This window comes from Streptomyces radicis, from assembly GCF_003626575.1.
Classification (GTDB): Bacteria; Actinomycetota; Actinomycetes; order Streptomycetales; family Streptomycetaceae; genus Streptomyces; species Streptomyces radicis.
Window position 1 is genome coordinate 369,603 of the sequence record NZ_RBDY01000001.1, and the last position, 17,237, is coordinate 386,839.

Annotated in this window: 17 protein-coding genes; 9 read left to right on the forward strand and 8 right to left on the reverse strand. The window is 75.2% G+C overall.

Annotation, left to right across the window (positions count from 1 at the left end; all coding sequences use genetic code 11):
- Positions 1 to 150: 150 nt before the first annotated feature.
- Together D7318_RS01700 and D7318_RS01705 are read left to right on the forward strand one after the other, a co-directional pair.
- A complete protein-coding gene (locus D7318_RS01700) occupies positions 151 to 1,563 on the forward strand; it encodes a family 2B encapsulin nanocompartment shell protein (protein ID WP_120695221.1) in 1,413 nt (470 codons plus the stop codon).
- A gap of 73 nt (positions 1,564 to 1,636) precedes the next feature.
- Positions 1,637 to 3,013, forward strand: coding sequence for a family 2B encapsulin nanocompartment shell protein (locus tag D7318_RS01705; RefSeq protein ID WP_230423246.1), 1,377 nt, complete (start codon positions 1,637 to 1,639; stop codon positions 3,011 to 3,013).
- 25 nt (positions 3,014 to 3,038) lie between these two features.
- Here the strand turns inward: D7318_RS01705 and D7318_RS01710 are convergent, their stop codons facing one another.
- The gene (locus tag D7318_RS01710) at positions 3,039 to 3,605 is read right to left on the reverse strand and encodes a DUF6643 family protein (protein ID WP_120694995.1); all 567 of its coding nucleotides are present in this window, start codon (positions 3,603 to 3,605) and stop codon (positions 3,039 to 3,041) included.
- Between the two features lie 264 nt (positions 3,606 to 3,869).
- Here D7318_RS01710 and D7318_RS01715 point away from each other — a divergent pair, with 264 nt between their 5' ends.
- From D7318_RS01715 to D7318_RS01725, 3 genes are read left to right on the forward strand one after another with little or no spacing between them, the layout of a single operon-like run.
- On the forward strand, positions 3,870 to 5,285 hold the full coding sequence (locus tag D7318_RS01715) for a TerD family protein (protein WP_120694996.1): 1,416 nt from the start codon (positions 3,870 to 3,872) through the stop codon (positions 5,283 to 5,285).
- Positions 5,282 to 6,061, forward strand: a complete 780-nt coding sequence (locus tag D7318_RS01720; protein WP_120694997.1) for a glutamate racemase — start codon at positions 5,282 to 5,284, stop codon at positions 6,059 to 6,061. The genes D7318_RS01715 and D7318_RS01720 overlap by 4 nt, the downstream gene beginning before the upstream one ends.
- 11 nt (positions 6,062 to 6,072) lie before the next feature.
- Positions 6,073 to 6,558: an NUDIX hydrolase gene (locus tag D7318_RS01725; protein ID WP_120694998.1), complete on the forward strand. Its 486-nt coding sequence runs from the start codon at positions 6,073 to 6,075 to the stop codon at positions 6,556 to 6,558.
- Between the two features lie 6 nt (positions 6,559 to 6,564).
- On the opposite strand, the gene dhaM is transcribed toward D7318_RS01725, so the two are convergent.
- The 5 genes from dhaM to D7318_RS01750 form a co-directional block, all read right to left on the reverse strand.
- The gene (gene dhaM / locus D7318_RS01730) at positions 6,565 to 6,975 is read right to left on the reverse strand and encodes a dihydroxyacetone kinase phosphoryl donor subunit DhaM (RefSeq protein ID WP_120694999.1); all 411 of its coding nucleotides are present in this window, start codon (positions 6,973 to 6,975) and stop codon (positions 6,565 to 6,567) included.
- The gene (gene dhaL / locus D7318_RS01735; RefSeq protein WP_120695000.1) at positions 6,968 to 7,573 is read right to left on the reverse strand and encodes a dihydroxyacetone kinase subunit DhaL; all 606 of its coding nucleotides are present in this window, start codon (positions 7,571 to 7,573) and stop codon (positions 6,968 to 6,970) included. Before dhaL ends, dhaM begins: the two co-directional genes overlap by 8 nt.
- A gap of 13 nt (positions 7,574 to 7,586) precedes the next feature.
- Positions 7,587 to 8,579 carry a dihydroxyacetone kinase subunit DhaK gene (dhaK, locus tag D7318_RS01740; RefSeq protein ID WP_120695001.1) on the reverse strand — a complete coding sequence of 331 codons (993 nt, stop codon included), beginning with the start codon at positions 8,577 to 8,579 and terminating at the stop codon, positions 7,587 to 7,589.
- Between the two features lie 134 nt (positions 8,580 to 8,713).
- Positions 8,714 to 9,835 carry a Gfo/Idh/MocA family protein gene (locus D7318_RS01745; RefSeq protein WP_120695002.1) on the reverse strand — a complete coding sequence of 374 codons (1,122 nt, stop codon included), beginning with the start codon at positions 9,833 to 9,835 and terminating at the stop codon, positions 8,714 to 8,716.
- The gene (locus D7318_RS01750; RefSeq protein WP_120695003.1) at positions 9,832 to 10,596 is read right to left on the reverse strand and encodes a ThuA domain-containing protein; all 765 of its coding nucleotides are present in this window, start codon (positions 10,594 to 10,596) and stop codon (positions 9,832 to 9,834) included. Before D7318_RS01750 ends, D7318_RS01745 begins: the two co-directional genes overlap by 4 nt.
- Positions 10,597 to 10,995: 399 nt before the next feature.
- On the opposite strand from D7318_RS01750, the gene D7318_RS32585 reads away from it, so the two are divergent.
- From D7318_RS32585 to D7318_RS01770, 4 genes are read left to right on the forward strand one after another with little or no spacing between them, the layout of a single operon-like run.
- On the forward strand, positions 10,996 to 12,036 hold the full coding sequence (locus tag D7318_RS32585; RefSeq protein ID WP_183091234.1) for a hypothetical protein: 1,041 nt from the start codon (positions 10,996 to 10,998) through the stop codon (positions 12,034 to 12,036).
- Positions 12,033 to 13,148, forward strand: a complete 1,116-nt coding sequence (locus tag D7318_RS01760) for a CbiQ family ECF transporter T component (protein WP_230423249.1) — start codon at positions 12,033 to 12,035, stop codon at positions 13,146 to 13,148. Before D7318_RS32585 ends, D7318_RS01760 begins: the two co-directional genes overlap by 4 nt.
- A complete protein-coding gene (locus D7318_RS01765; protein ID WP_120695004.1) occupies positions 13,145 to 14,776 on the forward strand; it encodes an ABC transporter ATP-binding protein in 1,632 nt (543 codons plus the stop codon). The genes D7318_RS01760 and D7318_RS01765 overlap by 4 nt, the downstream gene beginning before the upstream one ends.
- Complete coding sequence (locus tag D7318_RS01770) at positions 14,773 to 15,678, forward strand: ECF transporter S component (protein WP_183091233.1); 906 nt, start codon at positions 14,773 to 14,775, stop codon at positions 15,676 to 15,678. The genes D7318_RS01765 and D7318_RS01770 overlap by 4 nt, the downstream gene beginning before the upstream one ends.
- 105 nt (positions 15,679 to 15,783) lie before the next feature.
- Here the strand turns inward: D7318_RS01770 and D7318_RS01775 are convergent, their stop codons facing one another.
- Together D7318_RS01775 and D7318_RS01780 are read right to left on the reverse strand one after the other, a co-directional pair.
- Positions 15,784 to 15,972 carry a ferredoxin gene (locus tag D7318_RS01775; protein ID WP_329604545.1) on the reverse strand — a complete coding sequence of 63 codons (189 nt, stop codon included), beginning with the start codon at positions 15,970 to 15,972 and terminating at the stop codon, positions 15,784 to 15,786.
- Positions 15,973 to 15,974: 2 nt separating this feature from the next.
- Positions 15,975 to 17,237, reverse strand: a complete 1,263-nt coding sequence (locus D7318_RS01780; protein WP_120695006.1) for a cytochrome P450 — start codon at positions 17,235 to 17,237, stop codon at positions 15,975 to 15,977.

Genomic DNA, 17,237 nt, shown 5'->3' on the forward strand with positions numbered 1-17,237 from the left:
CCCGCCGGGATACCCACCAATTCCCTTGAGGAATCCCGGAGTTGCCCCCACTTTCGAGTGATTGCCCCACGTGAGCACCAGCCTCTAGCTTCATTCGCGGGATCCCCCGAATGGCCCGTGTACGACCGCAGATTGGCGGTGTTCTTTCGCATGACCACGTCCACCGAACCGACCGCAGGAAATGAGTCCGCGCAGCCCCGGCTGAGCCTTGACACCTCTGCCGCGCGCAATCTCGCCACCACCACCAAGACTCCTCCGCAAATGCAGGGGATCACGTCGCGGTGGCTGTTGCGGGTGCTGCCGTGGGTGCAGGTTTCCGGCGGGACGTTCCGGGTGAACCGCAGGCTGACCCACACCGTGGGGAACGGCCGGGTCGAATTCACCTCGACCGGCGCGGAGGTCAGCGTCATCCCCGCCGAGCTGGGCGAACTCCCCTCGCTCGCCGGGTTCGACGACGCCGGGACGCTCACCGCGCTCGCCGACGCCTGCGTCCAGCGGGACTTCGCCCCCGGCGACGTGCTGCTCGCGGCCGGCGCCCCCGCGGACCGCGTGGTCCTGATCGCCCACGGCAAGCTCGCGCTGCGCGGCGCTGGGGCGTACGACACCGAGACACAGCTCGGCGTCCTGGGCGACGGCGACTTCCACGGCGACGGCGTGCTCACCGCCGTCGACGCGGGCCTGTGGGAGCACAGCCTCGTCGCGCTCACCAGCGGCACCGTTCTCACCCTCGGCAGGCAGGAGTTCGCCGAGATCGCCGCCCGCTCGTCCGCGCTTTCCGGCCACCTCGCGGCCTTCCGCGCCGCCGACCCCGGGGAGCGCAACGCCGATGGCGAGGCGGCGATCGCGCTGGCCTCGGGGCACGAGGGCGAGCCGGTGCTGCCGGGGACGTTCGTGGACTACGAGACCTCACCGCGCGAGTACGAGCTGAGCGTCGCCCAGACCGTGCTGCGCGTGCACAGCCGCGTGGCCGATCTCTACAACGAGCCGATGAACCAGGTCGAGGAGCAACTGCGCCTGACCGTCGAGGCGTTGCGCGAACGCCAGGAGCACGAGCTGGTCAACAACCGGGAGTTCGGGCTGCTGCGCAACGCCGACCTCCGCCAGCGCCTCCACACCCGCTCGGGCCCGCCCACCCCGGACGACCTGGACGAGCTGCTCGCCACCGTCTGGAAGGACCCGAGCGTCATCCTGGCGCACCCCAAGGCGATCGCGGCGTTCGGCAGGGAGTGCAGCGCCCGCGGGCTCTACCCCGGAAGCGCGGAGATCGAGGGCCACGCCGTCCCGGCCTGGCGCGGCGTCCCCGTGCTGCCCTGCGACAAGATCCCGGTCAGCCGCGCGGGCACCAGCTCCATTCTCGCGCTGCGCACCGGGGAAAAGGCCCAGGGCGTCGTCGGGCTGCACCGCACGGGAATTCCCGATGAATACCAGCCCAGCCTCTCCGTCCGTTTCATGGGCATCAGCGAACAGGCCGTCATCTCCTATCTGGTGAGCGCCTACTACTCGGTGGCCGTCCTCGTGCCCGACGCCCTCGGAATTCTGGAGGACGTCGAGATCGGGCACTGAGGCGCCCGCGTCCCCTGTCCGTCCACCCGGCCCGTCCCGCCGACACCCGCACCCCATCGGAAGGCACCTCTTCGTGAACTCGCCCGTGCGCCCCACGCGCAGCAGCCTCGACACCACCGCGGCCCGCAATCTCGCGAGCACCCTCAAGACCCCTCCGCAGATGCAGGGCATCTCACCGCGGTGGCTGCTGAAGGTCCTTCCCTGGGTGCAGGTCTCCGGCGGGACGTTCCGGGTGAACCGCAGGCTCGCCCACACCCTCGGCGACGGGCGCGTCGAATGCGTCGCCACCGGCGCGGACTTCCGGGTGATCCCCGCCGAGCTGACCGAGCTGCCCCCGCTGCACGGGCTCGACGACCCCGCGGCCCTCGATGCGCTGGCCGACGCGTGCGTCCAGCGCGAGTACGGGCCCGGGGAGGCCGTCGTGGAGGCGGGGCGCCCCGTGACCGAGGTCGTGCTGATCGCGCACGGCAAGGTGCGCCGTCTCGGCCGGGGCGCCTACGAGGGCGAGACATCCCTCGGCACCCTGGCCGACGGCGACTTCGCGGGCGACGGCGCGCTGCTCGGCGAGCCCGGCGCCTGGGAGCACACCCTCAGGACCGTCACCCGCTGCACCGTGCTGACCCTGCCCCTGCACCGGGTCGCGGAGGTCGCGGGGGCGCACCCCGCCCTGCGCGCCCACCTCGACGAGGCCGCCGCCGCCCCGCCCGTCGCCCGCAACAAGCGCGGCGAGGCCGACATCGCGCTGGCCTCGGGGCACGAGGGCGAGCCGGTGCTGCCGGGGACGTTCGTGGACTACGAGACCTCACCGCGCGAGTACGAGCTGAGCGTCGCCCAGACCGTGCTGCGCGTCCACACCCGCGTGGCCGACCTCTACGGCGAGCCGATGGACCAGGTCGAGGAGCAACTCAAGCTCACGATCCAGGCGTTGCGCGAACGTCAGGAGCACGAGCTGGTCAACAACCGGGAGTTCGGGCTGCTGCACAACGCCGACCCCCGCCAGCGCCTCCACACCCGCTCGGGCCCGCCCACGCCCGACGACCTCGACGAGCTGATCTCCCGGCGCCGCAAGACCCAGTACCTCCTCGCCCACCCACGCACGATCGCGGCGTTCGGCAGGGAGTGCAACGCCCGCGGCGTGCACCCCGGCCACGCGGAGATCGACGGCACCAGGATCGGCGCCTGGCGGGGCATCCCGCTGCTGCCCTGCGACAAGATCCCCGTCACCCCCGCGGGCACCAGCTCCGTGCTCGCCCTGCGCACCGGCCAGGAGAACCAGGGCGTCGTCGGGCTGCGCCAGACCGGCATCCCCGAGGAGTACGAGCCGGGACTCAACGTCCGCTTCATGGGCATCAACGACCAGGCCGTGATCTCCTACCTGGTCAGCGCCTACTTCTCGGCCGCCGTCCTGGTCCCCGACGCCCTCGGCGTCCTGGCGGACGCGGAGGTCTGACCCCCGCCCGTGACCCCCGCTCGCGTCAGTGGCCCGCCCCCTGCTCCGACCAGTAGCCGGGGGACGGGTACTGGTGCGGCGCCTGCCCGTGACCTTGCGGCTGGGGCTGCGGCTGGGGCTGCGCCTGCCCCGGGTACGGCGCCTGGTACGCGCCGGGCTGCATCGGGCGCGGCGCGGCGGGCCGCGGCGTCGCGGGCGCGGGGCGCATCTGCTGCGGCACCGGCGCCTGCGGGCCCGGGTAGCCCCGGGGGTCGCGCGCCTGCTGCGGGAAGTAGGGCGCGGGCGCCTGGGGCGCCGCCGCGGGCAGCTGGTGGCGCACCGGCGTCGCCTGGTACCCGGGGTAGCCGGACGGCGCCTGGGCGTGCTGGTGCGGCTGCGGCTGCGAGGGCGCCGAAGGCAGCGCAGGAAGGGCGGGCAACGCGTTCGGCGCGGGGGTGTGCTGATAGCCGCCCGCGGGCTCGTAGGCGGCGGGCACGCGGATGGGCGCGATCTGCGGGGTCCCCCGCTCGGCCACCAGCCTGTCGTAGATGGGGGTGTCGGGGAACGACGATGAGGAGTAGCCACCGCCGTAGGAGGGGCGCGGGGAGGTCATGCCCCATAAGTTAAGCCCACCATGTGCTCGTTGGGGAGACCGGTCAGACGGTCTTTTCGTAGGCTTGAGCTTCGCCCGCGGGGGCAATTCGCGGGAATTCCGGAAAAAACGTCGATCTCACCCCTCATGATGTTGTATCAGGGGTCGGCCCGGAGGGCCATGGGGCGGGATGGCATAGTGGGCCGTGCCACCCCGGCAACAGCCCCCAAGAAACAATCGCAGCACAGGTGACGTGACGACGGTCACCCGACGGAGGAAGCCGAGATGCTCAAAGGCGCGAATGTCCCGGTAGCGGCCAGTTCGGTCCGTATCGAGATCAGCTGGAACACAGCGGGTGGCGTACCGGACGTCGACGCCTCCGCGCTGCTGCTCGACCAGGCGGGCCGGGTCCGTTCCGACGCGGACTTCGTCTTCTACAACCAGCCGCAGCACGCCTCGGGATCGGTGCGGCACGAGGGCAAGCAGCCCGCGGGCGTCTCGGTGACCGACCGCCTCAGCGTCGACCTCGCGCGCGTCGAGCCGGGCGTCGAGAAGATCGCGCTCGCCGCCTCGGCCGACGGCGGCACCTTCGGGCAGGTCCCCGGGCTGCACATCCGGCTGCTCGACTCCGGATCGGGCGCCGAGGTGGCCCGTTTCGACAGCGCCGACGCCTCGTCCGAGACCGCGTTCGTGCTCGGCGAGCTGTACCGGCGCCAGGGCGCCTGGAAGTTCAGGGCCGTCGGCCAGGGCTACGACAGCGGACTCGCCGGGCTCGCCACGGACTTCGGCATCAGCGTCGACGAGGAGCCCTCGGCCGCCCAGGCCCCGGCGGCGCCCCCGCCCCCCGCCCCGATGCCGCAGGCGCCGCTGCCGCCGTCCACGCGGATGCCGCCCGCGCCCATGCCGCAGGCCCCGATGCCCCCGTCGACGCAGATGCCGCCCGCCCCGATGCCGCAGGCGCCCCTGCCTCCCCAGGCCCCGATGCCGTCGGCCCCGCCCGCGGCCCCCGCCCCGCCCCAGGCGCCCGCGGCGCCCGCGCCCTCCGGCGGCGCGGTGCGGCTGAGCAAGGTCACGCTCACCAAGGAGTCCCCGGCCATCTCGCTGGCCAAGCAGGGCGCCACGTCGGGCCGGATGACCGTCAACCTCAACTGGCAGCAGCGCACCCCGGGCAAGCAGTCGGGCGGCGGTGGCTGGCGCGACAAGCTGACCCGCGCCATGGGCGGCAGCCTCGACCTCGACCTGTGCGCCCTCTTCGAGCTGACCGACGGGCGCAAGGGCGTCGTCCAGGCCCTCGGGAACGCGTTCGGCTCCCTCCACCAGCCGCCCTACATGCACCTGGACGGCGACGACCGCACCGGCGCCGTCGCCCGCGGCGAGAACCTCACGATCAACCTCGACCACGCCCGCGACCTCAAGCGCGTCGTCATCTTCGTGACGATCTACTCGGGCGCGAGCAGCTTCCAGAACATCGCGGCCACCGTGACCCTCACCCCGGAGAACGGCGCGCCCGTCGAGTTCCACCTCGACGAGTGCACCGTGCCGTCGCCGGTGTGCGCCCTGGCCGTGCTGACCAACGACAACGGCGCCCTCGTCGTCCACCGCGAGGCCAAGTACCTCATCCCCGACCGCGGCGTCAGCCCTCAGCGCACCGTCGACCACGCCTATGGCTTCGGCATGCAGTGGACCCCGGGCCGCAAGTGAGGATCGCGCTCGTCGACTCGGGCCTCGGCTCGCTCGCGGCCGCCGCGGCCCTGCGGCGGCTGCGGCCCGACGCCGCGCTGATCCTCTGCGCGGACCCCGACGGGATGCCCTGGGGGCCCCGCACCCCCCAGGGCATCACCGCCCGCGCGCTCGAGTGCGCCGCGCCGGCGGCCGACGAGCGGCCCGACGCGCTGATCGTCGCCTGCAACACCGCGTCGGTGCACGCGCTGCCCGCGCTGCGCGCCATGTTCGAGCCCGCGGTGCCCGTCGTCGGCACCGTCCCCGCCGTCAAGCCGGCCGCGGCGGCGGGCGGCCCGTTCGCCGTCTGGGCCACCCCGGCCACTACGGGCAGCGGCTACCAGCGGCGCCTCATCGAGGAGTTCGCCGCCGGGGCCACCGCCACCGAGGTGCCGTGCCACGGGCTCGCCGAGGCCGTCGAGCGCGCGGACGAGGCCGCCGTCCGCGCCGCCGTCAAGGCCGCCGCCGAGCTGACCCCGCCCGACACGGCCGCCGTCGTCCTCGGCTGCACCCACTACGAGTTGGTGGCCGAGCCGATCCGCGCCCAGCTGACCTCGGTGACCGGCGCGCCCGTCACGCTGTTCGGCTCGGCCGAGGCGGTCGCCGCCCAGGCGCTGCGCCGCGTCGGCGCGGCCCCCGCGCCCGGCGCCCCCGCAACCGGGGACCTCACGGTCTTCGCGAGCGGCCGCGGGGCCGAGCTGCCCGAGGCGGCGCTCGCCTACCGCGAGGGCCGTTTCCTCGCCGGGGCCGCCGCGTAGGCTCGGGTCCCATGGGAACCCCTGACTTCATCCGCGAGCTGCGCGTCAGCATCGGCCACCGACCGCTCTTCCTGCCGGGTGTGACCGCCGTCGTCCTCGACGACGACGGCAGGGTGCTGCTGGTGCGGCGGGCCGACAACGGCAGCTGGACGCTGGTCAGCGGCATTCCCGAGCCGGGGGAGCAGCCCGCCGAGGCGGCCGTGCGCGAGACGTGGGAGGAGACGGCGGTGCGCTGCGTCCCCGAGCGCCTCCTGCTGGTGCAGACGCTGCCGCCGACGCGCTATCCCAACGGCGACGTCTGCCAGTTCATGGATGTCAGCCTGCGCTGCCGGGCCGTCGGCGGCACCGCCCGGGTCAACGACGACGAGTCGTCCGAGGTCGGCTGGTTCGCCCTCGACGCCCTGCCGCCGCTGCGCCAGGGCGCCCTCGACCGCGTCAAGCTGGCGACGGAGGCCGATGGCCCCGCGTGGTTCGACCGGGGCGTCATGTCTTCCTGAACGGCATCAGGTCTTCCTGAACGTGTACGCCTCGGCCGCCGCCGCCGAGACGGCCTCGAGGTCGGCGCCCGCCGACGCCGTGACCAGCGCGGCCACCGCGCCCTCCACGAGCGGCGCGTCCACCAGGCGCGTGGGGGTGGGCAGCTCGTCGCCCTCCGCCAGCATCATCTGCACGGTCAGCACCGCGCTGCCCAAGTCGGCCAGGACCGCCACCCCCGCGCCCCGGTCCACGCGGCGCGCCGCCTCGGCGATCAGCTCGGGGCTCGTGCCGAGCCGCCCGTCGGTGGTGCCGCCCGCGGCGGCCACCGGGGCCAGCTCGCCGCCGCCCGCCAGGCCACGGGCCAGCGCCGCCACCGACTCGGCGACGTCCCCGCTGTGCGAGACGAGCACGATCCCCACGAGCGCCAGGTCACTCATCGGCCGCCGCCCGTGCCAGCGCGTGGAACAGCAGGGTGGACGACGCGGCGCCCGGGTCCATGTGCCCCACGCTGCGCTCGCCCAGATAGCTGGCCCTGCCCTTGCGGGCCCGCAGCGCAACCGTCGCCTCCGCGCCGCGCGCCGCCGCCTCGCGGGCCGCCGCGTAGTCGGGCAGCGCCTCGACGGCGGGGCGCAGCGCGTCCAGCATCGTCTTGTCGCCCGCCACCGCGCCCGCCAGCTGGGACACCGCGTCCACGCCTGCGGTCAACGCCTCGGCCACGGCCGCGTCGTCGACCCGTTCCGCGTCGCCGAGCGCCTTGCCCGCGCGGCGCAGCAGCGTGCCGTACAGCGGGCCCGACGCGCCGCCGACCGTCGAGACCAGGGTGCGGCCCGAGAGCAGCAGCACCGCGCCCGGCGTGCCTGGCGGCTCCTTCTCGAGGGCGGCGGCGACGGCGAGCATGCCGCGGCGCATGTTGCTGCCGTGGTCGGCGTCGCCGATGGCGGAGTCGAGCTCGGTCAGCCGGTCCGCCTCCGCGTCGAAGGACCCGGCCGCCGCGGTGAGCCAGCGCCGGAAGAATTCGGCGTCCCTGAAGGCCACGTCCGCGCTCCTCTCAGCGTCCCCACCGCAGCCCCGGCGTCACCACCGGCGCGTCCCACAGCCGCAGCAGCTCCTCGTCCACCTGGCAGAGCGTGACCGAGCAGCCCGCCATGTCGAGGGACGTCACATAGTTCCCGACGAGGGTACGCGCCACCTCGACGCGCCGCTCCCGCAGGACGCGGATCACCTCGCCGCCGAAGCCGTACAGCTCGAGCAGCGGGGTCGCGCCCATGCCGTTGACCAGGAGCAGCACAGGGCCCGTCGGGGTCAGGTCGTCCAGGATCGCGCCCACCGAGGCCTCGGCGATCTCGCCCGCCGTCATCATCGCGCGGCGCTCGCGGCCCGGCTCGCCGTGGATGCCGATGCCGAGCTCGAGCTCGCCGAGCGGCAGGTCGAACGTCGGGCTGCCCTTGGCCGGGGTCGTCGGGGCGCCGAGCGCGACGCCGAAGCTGCGCGAGGCGTCGGCCACCCGCCGGGCGACGTCGGTGACCCGGGCGAGCGGCGCGCCCTCCTCGGCGGCGGCGCCCGCGAGCTTCTCCACGAAGAGCGTGCCGCCCGTGCCGCGGCGGCCCGCGGTGAAGAGGCTGTCGGTGACCGCCACGTCGTCCCGTACCAGGACCTTGGCGACCTCGATGCCGTCCTCCTCGGCCAGCTCGGCGGCCATGTCGAAGTTGAGGACGTCGCCCGTGTAGTTCTTCACGACGAACAGCACGCCCGCGCCGCTGTGCACCGCGGCCGCGGCCCGCACCATCTGGTCGGGGACGGGCGAGGTGAACACCTCGCCCGGGCACGCGGCGTCCAGCATCCCGGGGCCGACGAAGCCGCCGTGCAGCGGCTCGTGCCCCGAGCCGCCGCCGGAGACGAGGCCCACCTTGCCCGCGACGGGCGCGTCGCGGCGGACGACGACTCGGTTCTCCGCGTCGACGACCAGCTCAGGATGGGCCGCGGCCATGCCGCGCAGCGCGTCGTCGACGACCCGCTCCGCCCCGTTGATCAGCATCTTCACAGGGACACTCCTCCCGAGGACAGCGGCGACCGCCCGGCTTCCTCGGCGTCCGGCGGGCCGTCAGGGCACCAGCCTACGGATCATGGCCGGGTACGGCAGCCTCCGTGCGGCGAACGCCTGGCCCGTTCCGGGATTCACCGGCCGCGGCCGTGCGCGAGCAGGATGTCGCGCACCTCGGCCTCCGCCAGCTCCGCCGCCTCGGCGCGCGCGGTGGCCAGGACGTCGGCGAGCAGCACGCGCCGGTCGGTGCGCGCGGACAGGACGGCCGAGGCGACCATGGCCAGGCTCATCACGTTCTCGTGGATCTCGCCGCGCGGGACCGTTCCGGTGCGCAGGGCGTGGACGAACGCGGCAAGCGCGCCGTCGATGCCCTCGGCCACCCGGGCCGCCGGGGGAGCCGGTGGCGCGCCCTCGGCCTCGGCCTCGCCCTCGACCTCTGCGGCGGGGGCGTGGTCGCCGTCCCACACCGCGCTGCCGCGCTCGCCGCTGGCACGCCACGCGCCGTTCCACGACGTCTCGAGGCCGGGGCTGCACCAGCTTCCGGTGTAGACGTACCGCGCGCCGCCGGTCATCTCGAACAGCGCGGTCGTGGCCGCGTCGCCCGCGTACCAGCTCCAGGAGGGGTTGAACTCCTGGCAGTAGACGGAGACCGGCTCGGCGTCGAGCAGCCAGCGGGCGGTGTCGAACGGGTGGATGGCCATGTCGAGCAGCAGCGGGTGCGGCATCGCCTCCCGGAAGCCGCCGAAGCGCGGCGCGCGGAAGAACTCGGTGGTGAGGATGCCGAGCCTGCCGAGGCGGCGGGTCTCGTCCCTGAAGCGGGTCAGCTCGGCGTTGTACCGCCGGGACTGGCTGACCATGAACAGCAGCCCCGAGAGCTCGGCCGCCGCGGCCAGGCAGAGCGCCTCGGGCAGCGTCGCGGCCGCGGGCTTCTCGCCGAGCACCGGAAGGCCGAGCTCGAACGCCGTGAGCGTGACCGGGAGATGGGCCTCGGGCACGGTCACGTCGACCACGGCGTCCGGGTCCGTGGCCGCGGCCAGCGCGGTCAGGTCGGCGCCCGTGGGCACGCCGGTGGCGCCCGCCGCGTCGGCGGCCGCGCGGGCCACCGAGGGGTCCACGTCCACCACGCAGGCCAGCTCCACGTCGGGCGACGCGGCCACGGCGGCGAGCCAGGCCCGCCCCATCGCACCCGCGCCGACGACGGCGACGCGCAGCGGGCCGCCGTCGCCCGGGACGGTCCGGAAGGCGGGGGCGGTCACGCGCCGTTGCCCGGCTCGAACCAGCCGGTGGGGTAGCGCCCGATGCCCGGCTCGCCGCGCTCGGCGACCGGCCGGGCCCAGGCGACGGCGTTGGCGATGACGCGCCGCACGCCGGGGTGGTGGTAGACGGGGTAGTCCTGGTCGCCGGGGCTGAAGTAGAAGATCCGGCCCTTCCCCCGGTGGAAGACGCAGCCGCTGCGGAAGACCTCGCCGCCGGAGAACGAGCTGATGAACACCAGCTCGTCGGGGGCCGGGATGTCGAAGAACTCGCCGTACATCTCCTGCTGTTCGATGATCAACGGCTGGGGCACCCCGGCGGCGATCGGGTGCGCGGGGGCGACCGTCCAGACCAGCTCGCGGTCGCGCTCGTTGCGCCAGCGCAGCGTGCACGTGGTGCCCATCAACGTGCGGAAGATCTTGGAGAAGTGCCCCGAGTGCAGCACGATCAGGCCCATCCCGCCCAGCACATGGCGCCGGACGCGGGCCACGACCTCGTCCGAGACCTCGTCGTGGGCCCGGTGCCCCCACCAGGTGAGCACGTCGGTGTCGGCCAACGCCTCCTCGGTCAGGCCGTGTTCGGGCTCGTCGAGGGTGACCGTGCGGATGCGCGCCGCGTCGCCCAGGTGCTCGGCGATGCCGTCGGCGACGGCGGCGTGCATGCCCTTCGGATACAGCTCGGCGACGTCGGCGTCCTCGCGCTCGTGGCGGTTCTCGCCCCAGACGGTCACGCGCAGCGGTGCGGCGGACGGTGGTGCGGTCATGGCGGCTCTCCCGGTCGCTCGTGTCGTGCGGGCCCCCGGTCCTGGCCCCTCAGGGTGTTCCCCCGCGGCGGGCGGGGCAATCGGGCGCCGGGCCGTGGCCGCCCCCTGGGCCGCCCCCCGGGGTCGGCGGGGGCTGGCCGGGCGCGGGCAACCGCCCGTATCCTTGGGGCGTTTGACAACTTCATGCGTGTGCGTGCGAGGGAAGCCGGTGGAAGTCCGGCACTGACCTGCAACCGTGAGCGGCGCCGACATCCGGCCCCGTGAGTCGGAATGCTCGGGCGCATCACGTGAACCGCTTCTCACTGTCATGGTTCGCAGCGTGGAGCCCTCGCCCGCCCCGGCCCTCCGCCCGGCGGGCCCGCTGGGTGGCCGCGTCTGCCCGAGGGAAGGGCACCCGGGATGTCGTGGGGGATGTCGGCGGGGACGTCATGGGCCAGGACGCGGGCCGCCGCGCTCGGCGGGCCGCTCGCGCCGCTCGTTCCGCTTCTCGTCCTGTGTCTCGCGCTGCTTCTCGCCCTGCCGCCGATGGCGGGCACCGCCGTCGCCGCCCGACCCGCCGCGGGCACCCCGGGGTTCTGCCCCGGCGCCACGGGGGTCACGGTGGTGGTCGACTTCCAGGCGCTCGGCGGCGGCCGCGTGGTGCGGTGCGCGCCGGGGGCGCAGCCCGACGGCGTGTCCGCGCTGCGGGCCGCGGGGTTCGACGTCGCGGGCACCAACCGCTGGGGCGACTCCTTCGTCTGCCGCATCAACGAGCGCCCCGGGCCCGCGGCCGAGCCCTGCGTCGACACCCCGCCCGCCGACGCCTACTGGTCGTACTGGCACGCCGAGAACGGCGGCGCGTGGACCTACAGCCAGCTGGGCGCGACCTACCGGCAGCCGCCCGAGGGCAGCTTCGAGGGCTGGTCGTTCTCGACGGCGGACGAGAGCGGCGGGACGCCCCCGCCGGGCGTGGCCCCCGAGCGCCGGGCCGAAGGCGGCAGCGGCGGTGGCTCGGGCGGGAACGCCTCGGGCGGCGGCTCGGGTGGTGGCGCGACCGGTGGCGACACGGGCGGGTCGGGCGACGGCGGGGGCGAGCCCGACCTCCCGGGCGACCGGCCCTCATCGCCCCCGCCGCCCCCCGAGCTCGACGACCCATCGGCCGACCCCGGGAGCCCCGAGGAATCCCGCGACCCCGACGACCCCGACGCCCCTGACGACCCGGGCGAGGAGCCCACCGCGCCCCCGGGGGAGTCGCCCACCGCGGCCCCGCCGCCCACCGAGGACCCGGGCTGGAGCGGCGAGGACTCCGCGTTCGAGGAGGAGCGGGCCGAGGCCGAACGCCCCGGCGGGCCATCGGCGTTCACCTTCGCCGCCCTCGCCATGCTCGCCGTGCTCGTCGTCGCGGGCGCGGTGGTGGCCCGGCGCAGACGGCGGGACGCCGGATCGGCCGACGCCGGGTGACCGCCGCACGCCGCCCGGCGCGCCCCCTGGCGCGGACGCTGCACCCGGGCGCCTGGTGGCTGTGGGCGCTGGCCATGGCGGTCGCGGCCAGCCGCACCACCAACCCGGTCATCCTGGCCCTGCTGCTCGCGGCGGTCGGCTGCGTCGTGGTGCGCCGCAGGACGGACGCCCCCTGGGCGCTGTCCTTCCGGATGTACCTGGTCTTCGGCGCGGTGATCGTGGTGACGCGCGTGCTGTTCCGCGTGGTGTTCGGCGGCGGCCGGGGCGAGACGATCCTGTTCACCCTGCCCGAGATCCCGCTCCCCGACGCGGCCCGGGGCATCCGCCTCCTCGGGCCCGTCGCCGCCGATGAGGTGCTCGGCGGCCTCTACGACGGGCTCCAGCTGGCCACCATGGTCATCTGCGTGGGCGCGGCCAACGCCCTGGCCAACCCCAAGCGGATGCTCAAGGCCATGCCGGGCGCGCTCCACGAGGTGGGCACATCGGTGGTGGTCGCGCTGACCGTCGCGCCCCAACTCATCGAGAGCGCCCAGCGCGTGCGCCGGGCGCGCAGGCTGCGCGGGGGGCGCGAGAAGGGCCGCAAGGCGCTGCACGGCATCCTCATCCCCGTCCTGGAGGACGCGTTGGAACGCTCGCTCGCCCTCGCCGCCGCCATGGCCTCCCGCGGCTACGGCCGCATCGGCGCCACCCCGCCCCGCGCCAGGTTCGCCGTCGGCGCGCTCGTGATCGGCGGGCTGCTCGGCATGGCCGCGGGCCTCTACGGCCTGCTCGACGCCGCGGCCCCGCGCCACCTGGGAACGCCGCTGCTGCTCGGCGGCGTCGCCGTGGCCGTCGCGGGCTTCGCGCTCGGCGGGCGCCGCGTGCGGCGCACCGGCTACCGCCCCGACCGCTGGCGCCCGGGCGAGCTCGTCACCGTCGCCTCGGGGGCGGCAGCCGCCGCGGTGATGGTCCTGGCCACCCGGGTCGACCCGGCCGACCTCTACCCCTCCCTCACCCCGCTGGCCTGGCCCCAGGCCGCGCCCCTGCCGGTGCTCGCGGTGCTGCTCGGCCTGCTGCCCGCCGTTCTCGCGCCCGGGCCGCCGTCCACGCCGTCGAGGGAGACCGTCGCATGATCACCTTCGACCGGGTGACCTTCACCTACCACGGCGCCGCGCGCCCCGCCCTGTCCGGCGTCGACCTGCGCATCGGCGAGGGCGAGCTGTGCCTGGTCGCCGGGCGCACAGGCGTCGGCAAGTCGACGTTGTTGCGCGCGGTCAACGGCCTGGTGCCCCGCTTCACCGGCGGCCGCCTCTCGGGGCGTGTCGCGGTCGCGGGGACGGGCACGGAGGAACGCTCGCCCCAGGAGTTCGCCGCGCTCGTCGGCGTCGTGGGCCAGGACCCGCTCGCGGGCTTTGTCACCGACACGGTCGAGGAGGAACTGGCCTACGGCATGGAACAGTTGGCCATCGCTCCGGACACGATGCGCAAGCGGGTCGAGGAGACCATCGACCTGCTCGGCATCGCGGACCTGCGGCACCGGCCGCTGCGCACCCTGTCGGGCGGCCAGCAGCAGCGCGTCGCCATCGGCTCCGTCCTCACCACCCACCCCGCCGTGCTCGTCCTCGACGAGCCCACCTCCGCGCTCGACCCCACCGCCGCGGAGGAGGTGCTGGCCGCCGTGCTGCGGCTGGTCCACGACCTGGGCACCACCGTGCTGATCGCCGAGCACCGCATGGAACGCGTCCTCCAGTACGCCGACCGGCTGCTCCACCTGCCGGGCGACGGCACCGTGCGCGACGGCGCGCCCGCGGAGGTGATCGCCGGGGTCGACGTGGCGCCGCCCGTCGTGCACCTCGGCCGCGTCGCGGGCTGGGATCCGCTGCCGCTCTCCGTGCGCGACGCGCGCCGTCACGCCCCCGCGCTGCGCGAACGGCTCGCCGCCCGCGTGCCGCCGCCCGCGCGTTCCGCCGCCGAGGACGCCGAGGAGGCCGAACCCACCCTGCGCGCCCGGCGGATCACCGTCGTGCACGGGCCCACCGTCGCCGTCCGCGAGGTCGCCCTGGCGCTGCGGCCCGGCGAGGTCACCGCGCTCATGGGCCGCAACGGCTCGGGCAAGTCGTCGCTCCTGTGGGCCCTCCAGGGCTCGGGCCCGCGCCGTTCGGGCACGGTGGACGTGGCGGGCGACGACCCGGGGAAGCTGCCCGCGCACCGGGCCCGTTCCCTCGTGGGGCTTGTGCCGCAGTCCGCCGCCGACCTGCTCCATCTCAGGACCGTCGCCGCCGAGTGCGCCCAGGCCGACCGCGAGTCCGACGCCGCCCCCGGCACGTGCCGCGCGCTGCTCGACGCCATCGCGCCGGGCGTCGGCGACGGCGGCCATCCACGCGACCTGTCCGAGGGCCAGCGCCTCGCCCTCGTGCTCGCCGTCCAACTCACCGCCGCGCCACGCGTGATGCTGCTCGACGAGCCCACCCGCGGCCTCGATCACCACGCCAAGCGCGCCTTCGCCCGCGTCGTGCGCGAGCTGGCCGAACGCGGCGGCTCGGTGCTGATCGCCACCCACGACGTGGAGTTCGTGGCCGCCACCGCGGACCGCGTCGCCGTCATGGCCGAGGGCGAGCTGGTCGCCGACGGGCCCACGGCCGACGTCGTCTGCTCATCGCCCGCGTTCGCCCCCCAGGTCGCCAAGGTGCTGCGCCCACAGCCCTGGCTCACCCCCGAGCAGGTCGAACGCGCCCTCGCCGTACCGGAGTCGGCCCGATGAGCGCCCCCGCCGACCCCCGTCACGCCGACCCACGTCACGTGGACGCCCTGCGCGTCGGCCCGCGCGCCGCGGTCGTGCTGGCGCTGGCCTGCGCGATCGGCCTCGCCATGTTCTGCTGGCCGCTGCTCTCCCCGCCCGAGCCCGAGGCCATGGCCCACGCGGGCGACGCGCCGCTGCTCTTCGTGCTGCTGCTGCCGGTCGTGCTCGCCGTCGTGCTGGCCGAGATGTCCGAGGGCGGCATCGACCCCAGGGCGCTGGCCCTGCTCGGCGTGCTGGCCGCGGTCAACGCCGCGCTGCGCCCGCTGGGCGCGGGCACGGCCGGGATCGAGACGGTGTTCTTCCTGCTGATCCTGGCCGGGCGGGTGTTCGGCCCCGGGTTCGGCTTCGCGCTGGGCTGTGTCTCGCTGTTCGCCTCCGCGCTGCTCACCGCGGGCGTCGGGCCCTGGCTGCCGTTCCAGATGATGGCCGCGGGGTGGGTCGGCCTCGGCGCGGGGCTGCTGCCCCGACGGGTCGCGGGGCGCGCCGAGATCGCGCTGCTCGTGGGCTACGGGGTACTCGCGGCCTACGCGTTCGGCTTCGTGATGAACCTGTGGTTCTGGCCGTACGCCACGGGCCCCGGCACCGAGCTGTCCATCGATCCCGCGGCCGACCTCGGCGAGAACGCGCGGACGTTCCTGCTCTACACGCTGACCACGTCGTCCGCGGGCTGGGACACCGGGCGCGCCCTCACCAACGCGGTGGCCCTCACCACCCTCGGCCCCGCCGTCCTCGCCACCCTGCGCCGCGCCGCCCGCCGCGCGGCGTTCGACACCCCGGTCGCCTTCGCCCCCCGCGCGGCCGCGCCATCGACCACCTCCGCGATCACCGCGTCAACGCACCGGTCACCCGAGGAGAGAGCGTGACCAGACCCCCGGCCCCGAACGCGCGCCGCGCGGTGGGAGGGAGGGCCGCTCCACGGCGAGCGGCCCTCCCGGCTCGATGGGCCCGGGCGTCGGGTCAGGGGCGGTTCAGGGGGCGAGCGAGAGCACCCCGGCCGGGCAGGCGCGCACCGCGCGTCCGACGGTCTCCCGCTGCTCATCGGGCGGCGACTCCACGAGGACGACGACCACGCCGTCGTCCTCGCCCAGGTCGAACACCTCGGGCGCGGTGAGCGCGCAGCTGCCCGTCGAGACGCACAGGGCGGTGTCGGCGCGCACCCTCACGGCCCTTCGCCCTCGGCGGGCAGGATCTCGTCCCAGGTCACGGGGACCCGCTCGGGGCCCACCACCGAGGTGCCCGTCTTGAACGGCACGTCGGCCAGCGGCGCCGCGAGCCGCAGCGACGGGACGCGGCGGACCAACGCCTCGAGCGCGACGGTCAGTTCGAGCCGCGCGGTCTGCTGCCCGAAGCACTGGTGGGTGCCGTGCCCGAACCCCAGGTGCCCCTCGGTGTCCCTGGCGACGTCGAGGCGGCCGGGGTCGGGGAACGCCTCGGGGTCGTGGTTGGCCGACTGGATGGCGAGGATGACGTAGTCGCCCTTGGCCACCGGTCGGCCGCCGATCTCGGTGTCCACCGTCGCCTCGCGGACGATGCCCGCGCCGCCGCCGAAGAGGCGCACCATCTCCTCCACCGTGCCGGGCACCAGGGACGGGTCGTCGCGCAGCCTGGCCCACTGCCCCGGGTCGTTCAGCAGGGCGAGGACGCCGTGGGCCAGCGCCGTGGCGGTGGAGTCGAAGCCAGCGACCAGCATCACGGCGCTCATCGCCACCAGCTCGACATCGCTGAACGGTGGCTCGGCGGACGGCGCGCGGGCCACCATCCGGCTGAGCGCGTCGTCCTCGGGCTCGACGCGGCGGCGCCGCACCAGCTCGAAGAGGTACCCCTGGAGCGGCCGCACCGCCGCGGCCAGCTGGACCTGGTCGGTGACGTCGCTGAAGACGCCGGAAGCGGCCGTGTGGAAGAGGTCGCGGTCGGCGTACGGCACGCCCACCAGGCCGCCGATGGAGGCGGTCGTGACGGGGATGGCGAAGTCCTGGTAGAGGTCGGCGGGCGGCCCCGCGGCGGCCAGCGCCCCGATCCGCTCGTCGACCACGGCCCGCACGAGCGGGCGGAGCTTCGCGAGCCGCCTCGGGGAGCTGATCTCGGGCCCCATGTGGCGGCGGAACCGCTGGTACTCAGGGCCGTCCATCCTGGTGAACTCGCCCTCGCCGATGGGGCGTTCCGGGTCGGCGTGCGCCATCAGGTGGACGACCTGGCCGGGGCGGCTGCTGAACCGCTCGGCGTCGCCCAGGACATCGCGCACATCCGCGTACCGGGACACCAGCCACGCCGTCAGCCCCGTCGGGCACGCCACCCGGGTCACCGGGGCCTCGGCGCGGAGGCGGTCGTAGACGGGCGCCGGGCCGAACGGGCATGTGCGCGGCTCGGGCATCGGCAGGTCGAGCAGCTCTGTTCCCGCCGGGGTGTCGGTGTGTCGGTTCAT

Coding starts and splice junctions, on each gene's coding strand:
- D7318_RS01700 (WP_120695221.1), top strand. CDS start 151: ATGACCACGTCCACCGAACCGACCGCAGGAAATGAGTCCGCGCAGCCC.
- D7318_RS01710 (WP_120694995.1), bottom strand. CDS start 3,605: ATGACCTCCCCGCGCCCCTCCTACGGCGGTGGCTACTCCTCATCGTCG.
- D7318_RS01715 (WP_120694996.1), top strand. CDS start 3,870: ATGCTCAAAGGCGCGAATGTCCCGGTAGCGGCCAGTTCGGTCCGTATC.
- D7318_RS01725 (WP_120694998.1), top strand. CDS start 6,073: ATGGGAACCCCTGACTTCATCCGCGAGCTGCGCGTCAGCATCGGCCAC.
- dhaM (WP_120694999.1), bottom strand. CDS start 6,975: ATGAGTGACCTGGCGCTCGTGGGGATCGTGCTCGTCTCGCACAGCGGG.
- D7318_RS01750 (WP_120695003.1), bottom strand. CDS start 10,596: ATGACCGCACCACCGTCCGCCGCACCGCTGCGCGTGACCGTCTGGGGC.
- D7318_RS32585 (WP_183091234.1), top strand. CDS start 10,996: ATGTCGTGGGGGATGTCGGCGGGGACGTCATGGGCCAGGACGCGGGCC.
- D7318_RS01765 (WP_120695004.1), top strand. CDS start 13,145: ATGATCACCTTCGACCGGGTGACCTTCACCTACCACGGCGCCGCGCGC.
- D7318_RS01770 (WP_183091233.1), top strand. CDS start 14,773: ATGAGCGCCCCCGCCGACCCCCGTCACGCCGACCCACGTCACGTGGAC.
- D7318_RS01780 (WP_120695006.1), bottom strand. CDS start 17,237: ATGAACCGACACACCGACACCCCGGCGGGAACAGAGCTGCTCGACCTG.